Here is a 19,614-nt window from a genome sequence, read left to right as displayed (position 1 = left end):
CTCTCTCGCCGGGATGACAGGGATGACCAACTGGAAGTGGTGTATTTCACTCGTGGGCGTGGCGGCGATGCCGGCCTTCGCGCAATCGGGTATCACGCTGTATGGACGTATCGATACGTCGATCGAGTATGCGAACTTCGGGCCGAACCACGTGGCGCGGATGGGCACGGGCAATCTGTTCGCAACGCAATGGGGTTTGAAGGGCGTCGAGGATCTGGGCGGCGGCTATGCGACGATCTTCAAGCTCGAAAACGGCTTCAATTCAGCGAATGGCGCGATCAGTGGCAACGGCGCGCTATTCGGCCGCGAGGCCTGGGTCGGATTGACCGGCCCGTTTGGCGGCTTGCAGGCCGGCGAAACCTATACGGTGCTGCACACATCGTTCGTGACCTACAGCCTGCCTGGCTATGGCGCGGGTCTCGCGTGGGGCAATGCATCGAACAACTTCGTGCTGCCCACGTTCCTGCGCACCAGCAATACGCTGCGCTATACGTCGCCGCGCATCGGCGGCCTACTGTTGCGCGCGACCGCTTCGCGCGGCGCCAATGGCGCGACCAACGTGCCGTCGACGCTCGGCGACACCTACGGCGCCGGGCTCAACTACGCGAACGGTGCGCTGTCGATCGACGTCGACTACATGCAGCAGAAGTTCAGCAGCGCAACGGCCGCGACACTGTCGCCGACGAGTCCGACCGGCACCGGCAACTATGCACTCGGCGCAATCTCGTACGACTTCGGTTTCATCAAGCCGGCGTTTATCTATCTGCGGCATCGTGGCGGTCCGGACGTGCCGACGGCGGTCGCGAGCGCCTATTCGAATCCGCACAACGACTTCTTCGAACTGAATGCGACGGTGCCGATCGGCAAGGCTTCGCTGCTGGTCAGCTACGGCCACTATCGCAAGATCGCGGACAGCGAGGGCAACGCCGATTCGTACGGACTGCGGCTCGACTATCCGCTGTCGAAGCGCACGGTGCTCTATACCGGCGCGGCGATGGTGCGCAACGGCGAGCATGCGGCGTTCACGATCAACGGCGCGGGCGGCGGCGGGGTGCCGGTCGGCAAGCCTGGCGCCACCGCGAGTTCGCTGGTGGCGGGCATTCTGACGTCGTTCTGAACAAGTGGGCACGCAAGCAGATACGCGAGCACGCGGGTGACAACGCCCGCGCTCGCGTTCGCGCTCGTCGTCGTTCTCGCCCGCATTCACACGTTGAGCGCGGGCGACCTCAGATTAGGCGGAATCGCGAGCCAGCTCTCGTAAGGCTCCTGCGTGCCGATACGGAACAATTCCATCAGCAGCGCGCGCAGCCAGCGATGGCCAGGGTCCGCATCGAAACGCCGATGCCAGTACGCATTGACAGGCCATGTGGCCGCGCCGGCGATCTCGAACGCGGCCATCTCGCCGAGCGGCGCGAATGCGCGAGCCACGGTGCGCGGCAGGATCAACGCGTAATCGCAGCGATAAAGTATCGCGGGCACCACCATGAAATTGGGCACCGCGACACGCACGCGCGCCGCGAGCCCGTGCTGTTCGAGCAGCGCCATCGCCTGCGGGTGCGAACTCACCGCGATGAACTGCAGCGCACACGGCGCGCCGCCGTCCAGCACGAAGTGATCGTCGAGCGAGTAACGCTCGGCCACGCGGCGCGGCATCATCAGCACATAGCGCTCCTGCAGCAGCTCGCAGTGGTGAAAGTGGCTGAACGCATGCGGAAAATTGCCCATCGCAAAGTCGATCCGCCCGGATTCGATCGCGACGTTGAACTGGCTTTCGTCGATATGCAGCGTCTCGATCACGACGCCGGGCGCGCGTTCGTCGAGTTCGCGCATCAGCGTCGGCAGAAACGCGCTTTCGGCGAAATCGCTCATATAGAGACGAAACGTGCGACGCGACGTGGCCGGCGAAAACTGCGCGCCTTCGTCGAGCACCGCTTGCAGGATCGACAGCGAGCGGTCGATCGACGCGGCCAGACGCTGCGCGCGCGGTGTCGGCTCGACGCCGCCGCCGGTACGCACGAAGAGGGCATCGTGAAACAGCAGCCGCAGGCGCCCGAGCGCATGGCTCACCGACGGCTGCGTGATGCCGAGGCGCAGCGCGGCGCGCCCCACGTGTTTCTCCGCGTAGACCGCGTTGAAGGTCTTCAGCAGATTCAGGTCGAGGTCCTGTACGCGCAGCGCGCCGGCCGATTCGTCGCCGGGCGGCGGAGTCAGATCGCTGGAATGGCTCATGAAAAGCGCTGTTGCGTGGCGCGCTTCGCGGTTGCCGAAGGCGGATAGCCGTAGCGGCGCGCATACGCCTTCGCGAAATGGCCGAAGCTGTGCACGCCGTGTTCGAGCAGCACGTCGGTGACGCCGCGCTGTGGCTCGTCCTTCAGCGTGCGATGCACCGCTTCGATGCGCCGCTCGCGGATGTATTCGGCGGGCGATACGTCGAGAAACTGGCTGAAGCCGTTTTGCAACGTGCGCGGCGACACACCCGCTGCTTGCGCGAGCGTCGCAACGGAGAGCGTGTCGCCCAGATGCGCGTCGATATATTCGCGCGCGCGTTTGACGTGCGCGGGCAGCGGAGGCTTCGCACCGCGCGCGAGCGTCTCGCTGTACGAATGCGGCAATTGCGTCAGCAACAGTGTGGCCAGCCACTGCGTGAGTTCGGGACCGAGCACGTTGGCTCGCGCGCTCGTGTCGATCTGCTCGCACAGGCTGCACAGATAGCGCAGCGTCGAATGGAACACCGCGGCGCCGCCGTGCGCGCGGCCCACTTCGAGATCGAACACGAGCGGGCGGCGCAGCGAGCTTTGCAGCATTTCGGCCAGACGCAGTTCGAGCGCGGCGCGGTCGATGCGCAACAGCAGGCTGCGGCAGGCCGTGTCGGTGCTGAGGCGGCTTTCGCGCGACGGCGACGACACACTCAGACTGCCCGCCGACAGCGACACGCGCTCGCGGCCCGATTGCAGCTCGCAATGGCCGGCGAGCGTCGTGCGAAACAGAAAATGATTGTCGAGTTCGGCCGCGTCGATATGCGTCGCGCGGCCATAACTCAGTTCGAGCAGGCTCGCGCGATGCAGCGCGACGCCATAGAGTTCGGCGGCGTTCAGCGGCTCATGGCCGGCGACGTCCATCCGATGTTCGCAAAGCAGCTTCGCCACTTCGCGCTGGACGTCCTCGCGCGCGCGGGATGCGCCGAGCCGGTTGCTGTGTGTGCGCGGAATCGCAATGTCCATCGTTCAATGCTCTAGAAGAAACAGAAACGGCGTAAAGCCTCGCGTGCATGATCCGCTGGTCAATAAGTCCGCGCAAGAACGGATTCACCCTCATATGCCGCTGCGTACGCGGATGCGTGCGCGTGCTTTGTGGTTCAGTGGCTCAGTGGCGATTGCGTTGCCTGGGTTGAACAGTGCCTGCGCGTGTCGAACTGCGGCGCGCGGCCCGTCCGCTTAATCTCGATGCCATTGCACACATTGCATACATTGCACGAGGAGGCGAACAATGAAAGTTAGCGTACTGGGTGGCGGCCATGGTTGTTTCGCCGCGGCGATCGACATGCTCGAAAAAGGCCACGACGTTACATGGTGGCGACGCGATACGGCGGCTTGCGCGCGTCTACGCGAACTCGGCGAGCTGAACGTGAAGGACTGGCGCGGCACGCGACGCGTACCGGTGGGCGACGCGCGCGGCGCAATCCATCTGGCCGACGATCTCGGCAGCGCGGTGCGCGACGCGCGGCTCATCGTGATTCCGCTGCCGTCGACGACGCACGAATCGCTCGCTGCGCAGCTCGCGCCGCATCTCGCCGACGGCCAGGTGGTTTATCTGCCGCCCGGCACGTTCGGCAGCTATGTGTTCGCGAAGGCGATGGCCGACGCGGGCAATCGCGCGCGCGTCGCATTCGCGGAAACCGGTACGTTGCCGTATCTGGTGCGGCGCCATGGCGAAAACGACGTGGTCATCAGCGCATACGCGACCCGTCTGCCGACCGGCGTGCTGCCCGCCAGCGCGGCGGACTGGGCGCTTCCCGTGCTGAAGGAAGGCTACCCGAGCGTCGAGCCGATCGAGGATGCGTTGAGCGGCGCGCTGATGAACGCGGGGCCCATGATCCATCCGCCGCTGATCATGATGAACGCCGGACCGCTCGAACACTTCGAATCCTGGGACATCCATAACGAAGGCACGCAGGCGTCGATTCGCCGTGTAACGAGCGCGCTCGACGCGGAGCGGATCGCCGTGCGCGAAGCGTTGGGTTATCGCGCGCCGCATTTTCCGCTCGCCGATCACTACGCGAGCGACGGCGATGAATGGATGTATGGACGCGGCGCGCACGGCAAGCTGACCGACAGCGGCGACTGGCGCGAGAACATCGACCTGAAGGCGCATCGCTATATGCTCGAAGATACACGGCTCGGTTTGTCGTTGATCGTATCGGTCGGACGTTGGGCCGGCGTGCCGACGCCGGTGGCGCAGGGGCTCTTGAGCATCGCGAGCGCGGTGTCGGAACGCGATCTGTATCGCGAAGGCCGCACGCTCGAAAATCTCGGCCTCGCTGCGCTGTCGCGCGAGGCCATGCATGATCTGCTGACGCGGGGGCTCGCATGACGCACGACGCCGCCGATGTGAAGCACGTTCACGTGCTCGGCGCGGGACGCATGGGGCAGGGCATCGCGCTGGCGTTCGCATTCGCCGGCCTGCGCGTGACGTTGATCGACTTCAAGCAGCGTGACGCGGCTGCGCGTGCGGAATTTGCGGCGGCCGCGCTCGGTGAAATCAATCGGCAGTTGCAGACCGAGGTCGACTTCGGCCGCATCGATACGCGCGACGCTGCCGTTGCGCTCGCGCGTGTCGACGTGCTCGACCGCGCGGGCGCCGAGGCCGCGCTGCCCGACTGCGAGGTCGTATTCGAAGCAGTCCCCGAAGTGATGGCCGCCAAGCAGCAGGCATTCGCGTGGCTGTGTGCGCACGTAAGCGCGGACGCGACGATCGCGTCGACGACGTCGACGTTTCTCGTCACCGATCTGCAACGGCTGGTCACGCAGCCGCGGCGCTTCGTCAACGCCCACTGGCTCAATCCCGCGCATCTGATGCCACTCGTCGAGATCAGCCGCGACGACCGCACCGATCCCTCGGTGCTTGCGCGACTGAAGGCACTGCTGCGGCGTATCGGCAAGGCGCCGGTCGAATGCGCGCCATCGGCGGGGTACATCGTGCCGCGTCTGCAGGCGCTCGTGATGAACGAAGCGGCCCGCATGGTCGAGGAGGGCGTCGCGAGCGCGCAGGACATCGATACCGCGGTGAGAACGGGCTTCGGTCTGCGCTTCTCGGTGCTTGGGCTGCTCGAATTTATCGACTGGGGCGGTTGCGACATTCTCTACTACGCGTCGCACTACCTCGCGAAGGAGATCGATTCGCGCTTCGAACCGGCCGGCATCATCACGCGGCATATGGACGAAGGGCGCGACGGGATTCGCACCGGCAAGGGCTTTTACGATTACGCGGACGTCGAGGTGCCCGCTTATGTGAAGCACCGGCTCGGCGAGTTCGGCCGGCTGCTCGAACATCTGGGGCTGGCCTCACGCTATAACTCGGCGCTCGATGTGACCTGCGCAACGTCTAACCCATGATCCGAGCAGCGTCGGCTTTGGTATCGTGTGGCACCTGATTCGCCATCGACACCAGAGCCTGACATGCTAACCACACTCGCGATTGCCGGATATCGTTCACTGCGCGAATTGATCGTGCCGCTGACGACGCTCACCGTCGTGACCGGACCGAATGGCAGCGGCAAATCGAATCTGTACCGCGGACTACGCCTGCTCGCCGACACCGCGCGTGGCGAGCTGATCCCGTCGCTGGCCCGTGAAGGCGGCCTGCAATCGACGCTATGGGCCGGTCCGGAGCGCTTTTCGCGCGGCATGCTCTCAGGCGAGCAACCGGTGCAGGGCACGGCGCGCACGGAGCCCGTGAGCCTGCGGCTCGGCTTCGCCGGCGATGCATGGGGCTACGCGATCGACCTGGGCCTGCCGCTGCCTGGAAACTCGCAGTTCCAGCGCGATCCGATCGTCAAGCGTGAATGCATCTGGAGCGGCGCCGTGTTGCGTCCGTCCGCGTTGCTCGTGGATCGACGCGGCGCCGCACTGCGCACGCGCGACGATGCCGGCGAGTGGAGCGCCGTCGCTCAACCGATCGCGAGCTTCGACAGCATGCTGACCGAGTTCGCCGATCCGAAAACGGCACCCGAGATGATCGCGGTACGCGAGCAGATCCGCTCGTGGCGCTTCTACGATCACTTTCGTACCGACACTGCGGCGCCTTCGCGCCAACCGCAGATCGGTACGCATACGCCGGTGCTATCGAACGACGGCGCGGATCTCGCGGCCGCGCTGCAAACGATCCTGGAGATCGGCAATCCGGCCGCGCTCGATGCGGCGATCGAAGATGCGTTTCCCGGCTCTCAAATTGCGGTGACGAACCACGACGGATACTTCGAAGTCACGATGCGTCAGCACGGACTGCTGCGCCCGCTAAAGGCACGCGAACTATCCGACGGCACGCTGCGTTATCTGCTGCTGGTCGCCGCGTTGCTGACGCCGCGGCCACCCGCGTTGCTGGTGTTGAACGAGCCCGAGACGAGTCTGCATCCCGATCTGCTGCCGGCTCTCGCGCGGCTCATCGCCGATGCGTCGACCCGCTCGCAGGTCATCGTCGTGTCGCATGCGACACGGCTCATCGCGGCGCTCGAACGTGAAACCGCGAGCCAGTCGATCGTGCTCGACAAGCAGCTCGGCGCGACCCGCATCGTGGGTGACGACGAACTCGATATCCCCGCGTGGAAGTGGTCCGCGCGATGAACGGCGAAAGCCGATAGCGTTGCTCATCGATATACCGATACCGGTCTTTCATGCTTTAAATCGGATGATTTCTGGCACGGGTTTTGTCGAATAAAAATGTGATCGCTATTTAAATAGAAAGCGGGAATAACCGCTGACGTGGACCCGTTTAATCCGGAATGACCCGGAACGGATACTGCCCCCCGCACTCACCGAAAACGCATATCCAATAAGCATTTCCCGCCGTCGCGATGCTTTCGGCATCGGCGAAGGAGATGCTATTTGCGTGCGCGATTGAAGGCCTCTGGCGGCTCTCCAGGTGAACTCATAAAGCCCCTTTTTTAATGGTGCGTTTCCGCACATAACGCGCGAGCATCGTTAAATAGGATTGGTTAGACAGAAGATTCCGAGCAAATGAAATCCGGCATTTTCCGCACCTCCATGGAGGGATAGATGGATCGCCTTGAACTGTCTGGCGCATCGCTTTGCGCTGCAGCTCCGTTGGAACGCACCCCTGTTTATATCAACACCGCCGAGTGCGCCGCCGCGTCGCAAATGACTGCTTTCACCGCGGCGTTGCAAGCGCACACGAACCAGATTCTCGACACCTATCAAAGGCTGCACGACTTCTCTGTGCGGGAGTACCGAACGTTCTGGCGCGTGTTCGTCGAATGGTCGCAAGGACTCGATTGGGCGGGCAGCCTCGATCCGGTTTGCGTCGGCGATGAATGCGAACACGCGACGTTTTTTCCGCAACTCGAACTGAACTACGCGGACAATCTGCTGAGTTTCGCGCTCGCGAATGCCGATGCGCCCGCGCTGACCGCGTGTCATGCGGACGGCCGGCGAGTCCGGCTGACGCGCGGTGAATTGCGCGAGCGCGTCGCGCGTCTCGCCGATGCACTCAGGCAATGGGGACTGCGCGACGGGGACCGCGTGGTCTGCGTGATGCGCAACGACGCGCAAGCTGTTATCACCGCGCTCGCGGTCGCCGCGCTCGGTGCAACGTTATCGACGGCCGCCCCCGAGATGGGCGTCGAGACGATTCTCGACCGCTTCACCCCGCTCGCGCCGCGACTGCTGTTCGCGCACACGGCCGCGCAGAGTGCCGACGCGGGTATGCCGGTCGCGCAAAAGATTGCCGAACTGGCGGCGGCGTTGTCGTCGCTCGAAGGTGTCGTGCGTCTGGATGACGGCGCGCTGCCGGACACGGTCCAACAACGCGTTTATTCGCTCGACGAAGTGACCAGCCGAGGCGACCCTGCACGCTTCGAATGGCGGCGCTTTGCTTTCAATCAGCCGCTTTTCGTGATGTTCTCGTCGGGCACCACCGGCAAGCCGAAATGCATCGTACACGGTGCCGGCGGCAGTTTGCTCGAGCATCTGAAGGAGCATCGGCTGCATAGCGATTTACGGCCCGGCGACCGGATGTACTTTCACACCAGTTGCGCATGGATGATGTGGAACTGGCAGTTGTCGGCGCTGGCGTCCGGTGTCGAAATCGTCACCTATGACGGGCCGATTTCGAACGTCGATACATTGTGGCGTCTGGTCGCCGATGAGCGCGTCACGGTGTTCGGCACGAGTCCCGCGTATCTGCGGATGAGCGAGGACGCCGGCCTCGTGCCGGGGCGGCAATTCGATCTCGGCGCATTGCGCGCGATGATGTCGACCGGCGCGGTGCTGTTCGACGCCCAGTTTCGCTGGGTGCGCGATAACGTGAAGCATCTGCCGCTACAGTCGATTTCGGGCGGCACCGATATCCTCGGCTGCTTCGTGCTCGGCAATCCGAACCTGCCGGTCTACGCGGGCGAGGCCCAATGCAAGACACTTGCACTCGATGTGCAGGCTCGCGCGCACGGCGTGCCGACCGACGGGATCGGCGAGTTGGTCTGCGCGAATCCGTTTCCTTCGCGTCCGCTCGGGCTGTTCGGCGACGCGAGCGGTGCCGCCTTTCACGCCGCGTACTTCTCGAGCAATCCGGGCGTATGGACGCACGGCGATCTGATCGAGTTCTCGCCGCAAGGCAGCGCACGCCTGCACGGCCGCACGGACGGTGTGCTGAATGTGCGCGGCATCAACGTCGGGCCCGGGGAGATCTACCGGGTACTGAACGACATCCACGAAATCCGCGAGGCAATGGTCATTCAGCAGCCGGCGCACAACACGCTGGACGATCAGGGGCACGCGACCACCGTGGAAGCGCGCACCGTGCTGATGCTGGTGCTGCAACAGGGCATCGGGCTGAATGCCGCGCTGGCCGCGCGGGTGCGTCGCGAGCTTGCCCGCCGCGCGTCGCCGGCGCATGTGCCTGACCGGATCATCGCGGTCGATGGGTTGCCGGTCACGCATAACGGCAAGTTTTCGGAAGCCGCCGCGCGCAATGCAATCAGCGGTTTGCCGGTCACCAACACAGCGGCGCTGCGTAACCCCGAATGTCTGGACGCGATCCGTCATCATCCCGCGTTGAATCTGGCAACACGCGAGCTGGCGCCGGTAGGGGAGTCGCGCGAGAGTCTGGAGCGGCATTTGCAAACGCAGTGGGAGAGGCTATTGGACTTCGCGCCGATCGGCCGGGACGATAACTTTTTCGAACTGGGCGGCAATTCGCTGCTCGCGGCGAGACTGCTCGCGAGTATCTATCTGTCGACTGGCCGCAAGATACCGCTCGCGACGCTGCTGATCGCACCGACCATCTCGCGTCTCGCCGCGGAACTCGACGACGGCGCAGTGCCAGGTTCGTCGCCGACCGTCGTACCGATGCGCACGGGCACCGGCTCGCCGCTGTTCTTTATTCATGGCGTCAGCGGTACCGTGATGGAGTGCTGGACGCTGGTCGGCGCGATGCAGAGTCCGCGGCCGGTGCTAGGTTTGCAGGCGCAAGGGCTCGACGGCGAGCGGCCGGCGCAGGCACGTGTGCACGACATCGCGGCCAGCTATATCCGGCAGATGCGCAGCGTGCAGCCAACCGGGCCCTACGCGGTGGCCGGTTATTCGTTCGGCGGCCTGATTGCGGTCGAGATCGCGCAACAACTGTCCGGCGCTCGCGAGCAGGTCGATTTTCTGTGCTTGATCGACACCTATGCAAGCGAACGCTGTCTGCCCTGGCGTGCGTGGCTGCGGCACAACTATGGCTTCGCGGCCTGGCACTGGCACAAGCTGCGCGCGGTGCCGACGTCACAACTCGCCGGCTATATGAAGGACAAACTCGCGAACGCGGCCGATAACGTGCGGATGCGCAGCGGACACATGGCACATCGCCCGGACAGCCATAACGTGGTGATGCCGGACGCGCTGCGAACGGTGCGCGAGACGTTGCGGGTCGCGATGACGATGTATCGCCCGCAGCCTTATCGCGCCGGACCGATCGTCTATGTGCACGGGACGATCGCGCAAACTTACCGCAGCAATCAGCTGCTGCTGTGGCGGCATCTGGCTCGCGCGGGACTGGAGGTCGTCGAGGTGGCGTGCGACCACGTCGATATGATTGCCGAGCCGAACGTGCAGGCAGTGGCGGCGGCGTTGGACCGGGGCTTGAGTGCGGGCAACAAGGTGCGCGTTGAACCCGTGGGCGCAGCATATGCACCGAGGCCATCGACCGCCGGCTGACTGATGTTGATGTCCGCGGTCCGCGCAGCGGCATCCCCGACGTCAGAAATCCTTAAGAAAATGCCGTTACGCTAGGGAGCCGTTCCAATGTCATGATCCATGCGATGCCATGATCCATGACATTGGTTGAAAAAAATCTGAAAACCCTGAGCCAGGCCGATTCGGCTCGGCCAGAACAACGCGCGGAGTCTAAGTGATCGAACCCTACGACGGCAGGGCACCCGCCTACGGCATCGTCGCGCGCATCCTGCACTGGCTGACGGTGCTGTTGATCGCAGCGCAGTTTCTGATCGGCTGGACGATGCCCGACGTGCATAAGGACACACAGCCCGTCGGGCTGATAGCGTGGCACCTTGGCGTCGGCGCGGCGCTGATAGCCGTGATGGTGCTGCGAGTTGTGTGGCGGCTGACCCACCGGCCCGCGCCGGACGACCTGCCGCCGTTGCTCGGTCTCGCTTCCCGCGTGACCCACCTTTTCCTCTATATCTGCTTACTGCTCGTGCCGCTGCTTGGCTGGATCAACGCGTCTTCGCGCGGCTGGTCGGTTCACCTCGCGGGCGTCGTGCCTTATCCGTCGTTGAGCCCGACAGGCTCGCCATTCGGCCACGCGATGGGCGATGTCCACGGCATCCTCGCATGGGTGCTGTTCGCGCTGATCGTCCTGCACATTCTGGCCGCGTTGTTCCATCGTTTTGTTCTGAAAGACCACGTCATGCGGCGGATGCTGCCGGGCGCCGGGCCGTCGAGCGACGCGGCACGCGATAGTTGAGCGGGAGATGCCGTGGACAGCGAACGTCACCGGCGATTACGGAAGGGCGGGGGCAAAGCCGACGCGGCAGGACAGGGCAGCAGCGGCCGCGCGAGGCCACGCCGTGATTTCCTGCGTGTCACGGCAGGCTCTTTGGGCGGCTCGTTGGCGGCGGCATGGCTGCCGGGCTGGATTCGCGACGCACTGGCGACGCCGGCAAAGGCCACGACCGGCACGATCGACGATGTCGAGCACATCGTGATCTTCACGCAGGAAAACCGCTCGTTCGACCACTACTTCGGCAAGCTGCGCGGCGTGCGCGGATTCAACGACCGGACCGTTATCAGCTTGCCGAACGGCAACCCGGTATGGAAGCAACCGACGGGCACGCATTACATGCTGCCATTCCACATCAGTACGGCGACCACCAGCGCGACCTGCGCGAAAGCGCCGTCGATGAGCTACCTGACCGACATTGCGATGTGGAACAAGGGGCTTTGCAACGCGTGGAATACGGCGCGTCAACCGGGACTCGGCATGAGTTATTTCTCGCGCGACGATCTGCCGTTCTACTACGCACTCGCCGATGCCTTCACGATCTGCGACCAGTACTACGCGTCGACGTTTACGCAGACCAACCCGAACCGCTTGCATCTGTTCAGCGGCAGCAGCGGTCTTTCCGCCGGCTTCGAACCGGCGCTGGACAATGCCGAGTCGACCCAGGGATTCAAATGGCAAACCGTGGCCGAAATGCTCGAGACGGCCGGCGTGAGCTGGCGCGTCTATCAGCAGGCCGATAACTTCGACGATAACGCGCTCGCGTTCTTTCACAGCTTCAAATCGGCCCTGCCGACGAGCGCGCTGTACCGTAAGGGCATGGCGACGGTTGCCGATATCGCTCAGGCCTTCGCGGCGGATGTCGCGTCGGGCAGGCTGCCGCAGGTCTCGTGGATCATCGCGCCGACAGCGCTGTCCGAGCACGCGAACTATCACCCACAGGCGGGGGAGGACCTGAGCGCAAGATTGTTGGCCGCGTTGGCAGCCCAACCCGAAGTGTGGTCACGGACGGTGTTCCTGCTGAACTACGACGAGCAGGGCGGCTTTTTCGATCATCTGCCGCCGCCCACACCACCGGGTAGCGACGCCGAGGGGAAGACCACCGTCGCGACGACGGGCGAGCTTTATGACGGTCTGCCGATCGGGCTTGGATTTCGTGTGCCGATGACCGTAGTGTCGCCGTGGTCCAGAGGAGGCTACGTCTGTTCGGAGGTGTTCGATCATACGTCGGTGATTCAATTTATCGAGCGACGATTCCGGCTTCATTGCCGCAACATCAGCGCGTGGCGCCGCTCGATTTGCGGCGATCTGACGTCGGCGTTCAATTTTCAGAAGCCGGATGCAAGCTGGCCCGCGTTACCGGACACGAGCGCCTATGTCGCGCGCGCTAATCTGCAATGCAGCTCGTTGCCCGCGCCATCGGTTCCGACAATCCAGTCGATGCCGAAGCAGGAGTCCGGTACGCGAGCTTCGCGCGCATTGCCTTATGAGTTTCGCGCCGATGCCAGCGTCGATCCGGCTAACGGCGAATTCTCGCTTCTGCTCACCAACAGCGGAAAAAGCGGGGCGGCGTTTGCCGCGTACGATCTCGTGGCTGGCACTCGCTTGCCACGTCGATATGCGCTCGATCCCGGCACGCAACTGACCGATAGCTGGACGCGGTCTCAGCTGAACGGCACGAGGTACTCGATTGCGTTGCATGGTGCGAATGGCTTCCTGCGGATTTTTCGCGGCGATTTCGGTCGAAGGCAGGGTTTGAAGACGGCGCAGCCGGAAGCCGTGCTGAGTTACGACATCGCGAATGATGCGGTCCGCGTGACCATGCGGAATGCGGGCGATGCCGATTGCCGGTTGACGGTCAGATCGAATGCCTATCGCAGCGGCAAAAACCAATGGACGTTTTTCGTGGCCGCCGGCAGCGAACTCAGCATGAGCTGGCTCGTCGCCGCGCATGGCAACTGGTACGACCTGAGCGTGACCGCCGATACCGAGCCAGCCTTCCTGCGGCGCTTCGCAGGGCGCCTTGAAAATGGGCGCGATCTGATTAGCGATCCGGCTGCTGCGTAGGTTTTCGTTACGGGGTTATCCAGATATCTGGCTATCCAGTTTTTGGTGACCGACACCGGTTCCGGCCGCTACGGCCAGTTGGGCGCCACAAATGCATGGCATTGCGCCAGTTTCATTGGCTCGACGCATCGCTGACGGCCGCATAGCTCCAAATTTCCTCAATAGACAGACATCAACGTTGAAAAAGCCTGCCTTCTCATAAACACGACATTATAGTACTAATGTCGTGTTAAAGATTTGGTGAGTGTTGTATATATCTCGTATTACGTTGTATTATCAACTCACCACCACTCCAGCAGCTTCCAGCGCGCCATGACCCTCGAATCCGACATCGAAGCCGCCCGCGAGCACGCGTCCGACACGCAGGCGCTGTATCGCGAAGTCTGTGCGCTGCTGTTTTTCCGTTACGGCGAAACGCCAACCGCCAACCGGCTTTATCAGCTCGTGCGCAAAGGCAGCATGAGCGCGCCAGCCAAGGCACTACGCGATTTCTGGGTCGAGGTGCGCGACAAAACCCGAGTCGACGTCGGCCGTCCGGATTTGCCGCCCGAGGTCGCGTCCGCGGCTGGAGAACTCGTGGCGCAGCTGTGGCGTCTGTCGAGCGATGCCGCGAGCGCCGCTCTCGACACATTCAGGCAGGACGCGGACGCACAGATCGCCGCGGCGCGCGAACAGTCCCGGCAGTACGACAACGAGCGCCAGCAGGCCGTGGAAAACGCCGAACAGGCAGCGAACGACGCGAGCGCGCTACGGACGCGCATCGGCGTGCTCGATGCACGCATCGTCGAACTGCAAACTGCCAATGACATGCTGGCCGCGCAGCTGGCGGCATCGAAGGAAGAAATTGCGTCGGCAAGCACCGCGTTGGCCGACGCGCGGCGAGATTTCGCCGAGGAGCTGGCGAAGCTGCGCCGTGCGCACGAACAGAACGAACAGCGGCTCGCTGCCGCGGAAAAGCGCGCATTGCTTGAAATCGAAGCCGAACGGACGGCCGCGCAGCGTCTGCGCAAGGAGCTTCAGGCGAGTCAGGAACGCGCGGTCGCGCTGGAAGCTGACCACCGGACGCAAAACGACGCACTGCGCGATGAGTTGGCATCGACGAAGGCCGAACTCGCGGCGTCGAATGCACGAGATGCGCTAAATAGCGCGCAACTAGTCGAGAAAGATACTTTGCTGGCCGAACGCGGCGCCGCGGTGGCGTTGCTGCGCGACCGTATCGAGACGATGTCGCGGCAGCTCGACACGGCGCGCGCGGCGAGGGGAGTCGCACGCCCTGCCCGCCTCTCCCGTGAAAAAGCGGTACCGCAGGGCCGCGCGCCAGGCGCTTTTTCAGGCGCGGGATTTATCAGACGTGTATCTCACGCGAAGACGTCCGAGTCTGAAGAATGACGATCAACCTGCGCGACTCGCCGCATCAGCCATGCTGATTCGTTGCCTTAGCCTCAACAGCTCGCACCGAAGCGATCGCGCCACACGCTGCTGTGAATCACAACGGCCTCAAAAAACGCCGTTTAGAACTTCGGGTGACACTCGAAATTGACCGACGATGCATGCTCGGTCATCACGCGCACGCCACTGACGGTTTCCATCGTCACGCTGCTTTGCATCCCGCGCCGCTCGCAATAGTCGCGCGCTTCGTTCATCGCGAGTTGATGCGCGCGAGCCCATGCCATGCGTCCACCGGTCGCGCTCGCCGCGACGGTATAGCTGCCGGGCTTATTGTTCGCCACGACGTCGCTACTCGACGCGCAGCCGACGAGGCTCGCGCAAGCAAGCATGGCAACCACGAGCCCGCGCACGTGCTCACTCATACGCGCCGACATCGACGCCCTTTTCTTCCCGACCGCCGCGTTATTCACATCAGCAACGGATTCGCCGCGCTTCGCCTGCATCGTTGCGGACACACCGGGAAACCTGTCCGAGTCCTGTTTAAACATAGTGCGAACACCTGCATTTTTAACCGATATCTGGGATTGAATTATCTGTAATAGATGCCCGGAAATCAGGCTGCCTTAGCCGAAAACACTGTTGCGCGCCACTTAACAATAACGGCCGGCGAAACAGGCAAATACGCAGGCAAAAGCACAGGCGAAAGACCTTCCGGAATCGCCATCGAGCGCCTAGTCTGTAACGATGCTTTTTCATCGCGCACATACAAGCACAGGTCCAGGCACACGCAAGCTCACTAATTGAGACACCCCATTCGCATCGACCCCGCCAACACCTCGGCATACAACAGCCGCAAAAACCGCAGGAGACAATCGATGGATCTCGAGGCAAGCACTATCCACCGCGTCACGATTCGGCTCGTACCGTTCCTGATGCTTTGCTATTTCATCGCGTATCTGGATCGCGTGAACGTCGGCTTCGCGGCGCTGCAGATGAACAAGGCGCTCGATCTGTCCGCGAGCGCATTCGGCTTCGGCGCCGGCGTGTTCTTCATCGCCTATTTCTTCTTTGAGGTGCCGTCGAATCTGCTGCTCGAACGCTTTGGCGCGCGCCGCTGGATCGCGCGAATCATGTTCACGTGGGGCATCCTCGCGGGCGCGATGGCGTTTATCCCCGATATCGCGCGCTTCACCGGCATGTCGGCCGCGCATGTGTTCTACGGGCTGCGCATCCTGCTCGGCGTGGCCGAGGCCGGCTTCTTCCCGGGCATCATTTTTCTGCTCACATTGTGGTTTCCGGCCGCGTACCGAGGCCGCGTGGTCGGCTACTTCATGGCGGCGATTCCGCTATCGACGGTGATCGGCGGCCCGATCTCGGGCGCGCTGCTGTCGCTCGACGGCCGCGGCGGCCTCGGCGGCTGGCAGTGGCTGTATCTGATCGAGGCGCTGCCCGCGTTGCTGCTGTCGTTCGCGGTGCTGTTCTATCTGACCGACAAGCCCGCCGACGCGACATGGCTCTCCGACGACCAACGCGACTGGCTAATGGCGCGGCAGAAGCAGGAGCGCGAGCATCGCGAGGCCGTGCACAGCTTCAGCGTGAAGGAGGCACTGATCAACCCGCGCGTGCTGGCGATCGCGCTGATCTATTTCGGCGCAAACGCAACCAATTACGGCCTGAGCTTTTTCCTGCCGCAGATCATCAAGTCGTTCGGGCTCTCCAATCTGCAAACGGGCTTCGTGACCGCGCTGCCGTATGTGGTCGGACTGTTCGGCATGATCGCGTGGGGCCGGCATTCGGACCGCAAGCTGGAGCGTCGCTGGCATGTGGCGATCGCGCTGCTGGTGGCGGCCGGCGGTATTGCCGCCGCGGCCGGGCTCGACAATCCGGTGCAGAAGATGATCGCGCTGTCGATCGCCGGGTTCGGCATCTTCGGCTGCCTGCCGGTGATCTGGACGTTGCCGGCCGCGTTCCTGTCGGGCGCGGCAGCCGCGGGCGGCATCGCGGCGATCAATTCGCTCGGCAATCTGGCGGGCTTTTTCGGGCCGTTCGCGATGGGCTGGATCAAGGACAGCACCGGCGGCTTCGGCGCCGGGCTGCTGTGCCTCGCGGGCGCCGGGATGGTCGGCATGGCGGCGGTGTTGCTGCTGCATCACGATACGTCGCTCGAAAGGACGCATGGGAATCCGCATGCGCAGCCGCCGGGCGGCGCTGGCGTGGCGAGGTATTAGTTCGCGCCGCTGCCGGGGTCGTTGCCGGTCTGGTTGCCAGCGCCGCCGCTACCCTGCCCGCCCGCATCCGGCGGCATCGCATCGTCCGGGGTCGGGGTCGGCGCGATGGCCGGCGCACCGACGCCGCGTGTTTCGCCATCGACCGCATTGCCTACCGCCGGCAACGGCGACGCGTCCGGCGCCGTCAGCAGCGGCGGCAGTTCACGCGGCGCGACCGGCAAGGCGTGTACTGCAGGCGCAGACGCAGCAGCGTTCGGCGATGCGGCAGCCGCCGCGGAACCCGCATGCGGCGCCGGCGCTGCCGTCGTCACCGGCGCGTGTCGCGTCGGCGCCCGCGCGACGACCTGCTTCTGCGGCCTGTCCGGCGTCCGCGAGAACAGATGGCCGAACCAGTCGCTCAACCTCGCCGCGCGCTCGGCAAACCAGCTCGGCGGCTGCTCGGTATCGAACTTCAGACGGCTATCGACGAGGCGCGAGCGCTGCGCGCGCTGGAAGAAATCGCCGACGATCGGCAGCGCGCTATGCGCGCCCTGCCCGTAGTAATCGCTGCGCAGCGTCACGCGGCTGTCGTTGAAGCCGACCCACGCGCCCGCCACCAGTTGCGGCTGGATCAGGATAAACCAGCCGTCCGCGTTGCCCTGGGTCGTGCCGGTCTTGCCCGCGACGTCGCCGCGCACGCCAAAGCGCGTGCGGATGCTCGCGCCGGTGCCGCGGCTCACCACGTCGCGCATCACGTCGACGAGCGTGCGCGCGGCGTCGGCGGGCAGTTCGCGGGTCGGCGAGGCCGGCGCGAATTGCGCGAGCACATTGCCGTTGCGATCCTCGATGCGCGTGACCATCAGCGGCTCGACGTAGTTGCCGAGATTGGCGATCGTGCCGTACGCCGACACCATCTCCTTCAACGTCACCGGGCTCGTGCCGAGCGCGAGCGACGGCACCGGATCGAGCTGGCTGTCGCGCACGCCCATTGCACGCGCGAGTCGCGCAACCTTGTTCGGGCCGACCGATTGCATCACCTGCGCGGTGATGCGGTTGCGCGAATACGCGAGCGCGTCGCGCAGGCTGATCTCGCGGCCGCTCGGGTCGTCCTCGTCACTCGGCTTCCAGATTTCGCCGCCAGCTAGCTGGATTTCGACCGGGTTGTCGGGCAGCTTGTCGTCGGGTTTCGCGCCCGCTTCGAACGCGGCCGCGTAGACGAACGGCTTGAACGTCGAGCCCGGCTGACGACGCGCCTGCTGCACGTGATCGAACGGATCCTCGCCGAAGTCGCGGCTGCCGACCCATGCCTTGATCTCGCCGGTGCGCGGGTCCATCGCGAGGAAGTCGGCCTGCACGCGTGTCTTCGTATCGCAGACGTTCTGCACCAGTTTGCGATCGGCGAGCAGTTTCTTCAGTGCATCGTCATCGGACAGGCCGCTATCTTTCGCCGCGCGAAAGTCGGGCGTTTCGCGCAGGAACGTGCGCATCAGGTCCTTGTCCGCCGAGCAGCCCGAGCGCGCGCCCCACGCCGAATTGGCGATGCCCTGCAACTGGTTGCCCTGCAGCGTGACCGCCTGGGTGGCCATCGTCTGCAGACGCGAATCGAGCGTCGTGCGCACGACGAGGCCGTCGGAGTAAATGTTGTAGTCGTTGCGATCGGCCCACGCGACCAGCCACCTGCGCAACTGCTGCGTGAAGTGCGGCGCGGGTCCGGGCGGCTCGACCTGGCGCTCGAAGTCCAGACGCAACGGTTTGCGGCTCAGCGTGGCGAAGTTGGCGGGCGTGAGCTTGCCGTACTTGACCATCTGCGCGAGCACCGTATTGCGCCGCTCGAGCGCGCGCTCGGGATTGAGCACCGGGTTGTAGTAGCTGTTGCCCTTCAGCATGCCGGTCAGCGTCGCCGCTTCGAGCACGTTCAGATCCGACGCCGACTTGTCGAAATAGGTGCGCGCGGCCATCTCGATGCCGTACGCGTTGTACAGGAACGGCACCGTATTCAGGTAGGTTTCGAGGATCTCACTCTTCGTATAGAACGCCTCGATTTTCAGCGCGGTGATCGCTTCCTTCAGCTTGCGCGTCAGCGTCGGCGCGCGGCCGATTTCATCGGGGTACAGATTGCGCGCGAGCTGCTGCGTGATCGTCGAGCCGCCCTGGCGGTCGCCGGAAAACGTATGCAGCGCGGCCGACGCGGTGCGTCGCCAGTCGAGACCGAAATGCTGGTAGAAGCGGTGATCTTCGGTTGCGATCAGCGCATTCACGACGTTCGGCGAAATCTCGTTCAGCTTCACCCATTCGCGATTCGACGGTTTGAACTCGGCGAGCAGCTTGCCGTCGGCGGACAGGATCTGCGCGGGTTGCTCGATTTTCGCCTTGCGGATGTCGCCGATGCTCGGCGTGAACGGAATCAGCAGCAGCACGTACAGCACGAACAGCACCGGCAGCGCGGCGAGTCCCCACGCGACGGTGCGGCGCGTCGGGTGGCGCAGATGCCACCAGCCCTGCGCGATCAGCGGGTTCGCGGCGGTCAGCCCTTTGTCGAGGGCCGCCAGAAAGAAGGAGATGAGGCGCTTCACGCTTGCTTGTGGTCGGCTGGGAAAGGCGCAATCGTACCAAGATGCGGGAAGCGTACCGATTTTTGCGAGGTTGCAGCGAGTGACTGGCCCCCTCCCTCTGCCCCTCCCCTTACCCGCCGCCCGCGTCGATGCCAGGCCGCCGACGC

13 protein-coding genes are annotated in these 19,614 nt (G+C 64.1%); 9 read left to right on the top strand and 4 right to left on the bottom strand.

Going from position 1 to position 19,614, the window contains the following annotated elements; all coding sequences use genetic code 11:
* Positions 1–22: 22 nt before the first annotated feature.
* Positions 23–1,117, top strand: coding sequence for a porin (locus L0U82_RS08910; RefSeq protein ID WP_233830116.1), 1,095 nt, complete (start codon positions 23–25; stop codon positions 1,115–1,117).
* Between the two features lie 86 nt (positions 1,118–1,203).
* Here the strand turns inward: L0U82_RS08910 and L0U82_RS08905 are convergent, their stop codons facing one another.
* Together L0U82_RS08905 and L0U82_RS08900 are read right to left on the bottom strand one after the other, a co-directional pair.
* Positions 1,204–2,229, bottom strand: coding sequence for a LysR family transcriptional regulator (locus tag L0U82_RS08905; protein WP_233830113.1), 1,026 nt, complete (start codon positions 2,227–2,229; stop codon positions 1,204–1,206).
* The gene (locus L0U82_RS08900) at positions 2,226–3,221 is read right to left on the bottom strand and encodes an AraC family transcriptional regulator (protein WP_233830111.1); all 996 of its coding nucleotides are present in this window, start codon (positions 3,219–3,221) and stop codon (positions 2,226–2,228) included. Before L0U82_RS08900 ends, L0U82_RS08905 begins: the two co-directional genes overlap by 4 nt.
* Positions 3,222–3,486: 265 nt before the next feature.
* On the opposite strand from L0U82_RS08900, the gene L0U82_RS08895 reads away from it, so the two are divergent.
* The 7 genes from L0U82_RS08895 to L0U82_RS08865 all read left to right on the top strand — a co-directional run bounded on the left by L0U82_RS08895 (position 3,487) and on the right by L0U82_RS08865 (position 14,688).
* Positions 3,487–4,590: an NAD/NADP-dependent octopine/nopaline dehydrogenase family protein gene (locus L0U82_RS08895; protein WP_233830109.1), complete on the top strand. Its 1,104-nt coding sequence runs from the start codon at positions 3,487–3,489 to the stop codon at positions 4,588–4,590.
* Positions 4,587–5,612 carry a 3-hydroxybutyryl-CoA dehydrogenase gene (locus L0U82_RS08890; RefSeq protein WP_233830106.1) on the top strand — a complete coding sequence of 342 codons (1,026 nt, stop codon included), beginning with the start codon at positions 4,587–4,589 and terminating at the stop codon, positions 5,610–5,612. The genes L0U82_RS08895 and L0U82_RS08890 overlap by 4 nt, the downstream gene beginning before the upstream one ends.
* A 63-nt stretch (positions 5,613–5,675) precedes the next feature.
* Positions 5,676–6,839: an AAA family ATPase gene (locus tag L0U82_RS08885; RefSeq protein WP_233830105.1), complete on the top strand. Its 1,164-nt coding sequence runs from the start codon at positions 5,676–5,678 to the stop codon at positions 6,837–6,839.
* Between the two features lie 432 nt (positions 6,840–7,271).
* On the top strand, positions 7,272–10,427 hold the full coding sequence (locus tag L0U82_RS08880) for an acetoacetate--CoA ligase (RefSeq protein WP_267929325.1): 3,156 nt from the start codon (positions 7,272–7,274) through the stop codon (positions 10,425–10,427).
* 193 nt (positions 10,428–10,620) lie between these two features.
* Positions 10,621–11,196 carry a cytochrome b gene (locus L0U82_RS08875; protein WP_233830102.1) on the top strand — a complete coding sequence of 192 codons (576 nt, stop codon included), beginning with the start codon at positions 10,621–10,623 and terminating at the stop codon, positions 11,194–11,196.
* A 12-nt stretch (positions 11,197–11,208) separates the two neighbouring features.
* On the top strand, positions 11,209–13,299 hold the full coding sequence (locus L0U82_RS08870) for a phosphocholine-specific phospholipase C (protein ID WP_326489715.1): 2,091 nt from the start codon (positions 11,209–11,211) through the stop codon (positions 13,297–13,299).
* A 312-nt stretch (positions 13,300–13,611) separates the two neighbouring features.
* Positions 13,612–14,688, top strand: coding sequence for a DNA-binding protein (locus L0U82_RS08865; protein ID WP_233830099.1), 1,077 nt, complete (start codon positions 13,612–13,614; stop codon positions 14,686–14,688).
* Positions 14,689–14,810: 122 nt separating this feature from the next.
* On the opposite strand, the gene L0U82_RS08860 is transcribed toward L0U82_RS08865, so the two are convergent.
* Positions 14,811–15,236, bottom strand: coding sequence for a hypothetical protein (locus L0U82_RS08860; RefSeq protein ID WP_442793605.1), 426 nt, complete (start codon positions 15,234–15,236; stop codon positions 14,811–14,813).
* A gap of 327 nt (positions 15,237–15,563) precedes the next feature.
* On the opposite strand from L0U82_RS08860, the gene L0U82_RS08855 reads away from it, so the two are divergent.
* Positions 15,564–16,916, top strand: coding sequence for an MFS transporter (locus L0U82_RS08855; protein WP_233830098.1), 1,353 nt, complete (start codon positions 15,564–15,566; stop codon positions 16,914–16,916).
* Here L0U82_RS08855 and L0U82_RS08850 read toward each other — a convergent pair.
* Positions 16,913–19,468: a penicillin-binding protein 1A gene (locus tag L0U82_RS08850; RefSeq protein WP_233830097.1), complete on the bottom strand. Its 2,556-nt coding sequence runs from the start codon at positions 19,466–19,468 to the stop codon at positions 16,913–16,915. The two genes, L0U82_RS08855 and L0U82_RS08850, sit on opposite strands and share 4 nt — an antisense overlap.
* Positions 19,469–19,614: the final 146 nt, after the last annotated feature.

The organism is Paraburkholderia sp. ZP32-5, from assembly GCF_021390495.1.
Classification (GTDB): Bacteria; Pseudomonadota; Gammaproteobacteria; order Burkholderiales; family Burkholderiaceae; genus Paraburkholderia.
Note: the sequence above shows the minus strand (reverse complement) of the source record. Positions and strands in the feature narration are given on the sequence as shown.

What these genes read in the sequence shown, in the direction of transcription:
- L0U82_RS08855 (WP_233830098.1), top strand. Translation starts at nt 15,564, where the DNA reads ATGGATCTCGAGGCAAGCACTATCCACCGCGTCACGATTCGGCTCGTA.
- L0U82_RS08910 (WP_233830116.1), top strand. Translation starts at nt 23, where the DNA reads ATGACCAACTGGAAGTGGTGTATTTCACTCGTGGGCGTGGCGGCGATG.
- L0U82_RS08880 (WP_267929325.1), top strand. Translation starts at nt 7,272, where the DNA reads ATGGATCGCCTTGAACTGTCTGGCGCATCGCTTTGCGCTGCAGCTCCG.
- L0U82_RS08865 (WP_233830099.1), top strand. Translation starts at nt 13,612, where the DNA reads ATGACCCTCGAATCCGACATCGAAGCCGCCCGCGAGCACGCGTCCGAC.
- L0U82_RS08895 (WP_233830109.1), top strand. Translation starts at nt 3,487, where the DNA reads ATGAAAGTTAGCGTACTGGGTGGCGGCCATGGTTGTTTCGCCGCGGCG.
- L0U82_RS08890 (WP_233830106.1), top strand. Translation starts at nt 4,587, where the DNA reads ATGACGCACGACGCCGCCGATGTGAAGCACGTTCACGTGCTCGGCGCG.
- L0U82_RS08885 (WP_233830105.1), top strand. Translation starts at nt 5,676, where the DNA reads ATGCTAACCACACTCGCGATTGCCGGATATCGTTCACTGCGCGAATTG.
- L0U82_RS08860 (WP_442793605.1), bottom strand. Translation starts at nt 15,236, where the DNA reads ATGTTTAAACAGGACTCGGACAGGTTTCCCGGTGTGTCCGCAACGATG.
- L0U82_RS08900 (WP_233830111.1), bottom strand. Translation starts at nt 3,221, where the DNA reads ATGGACATTGCGATTCCGCGCACACACAGCAACCGGCTCGGCGCATCC.
- L0U82_RS08905 (WP_233830113.1), bottom strand. Translation starts at nt 2,229, where the DNA reads ATGAGCCATTCCAGCGATCTGACTCCGCCGCCCGGCGACGAATCGGCC.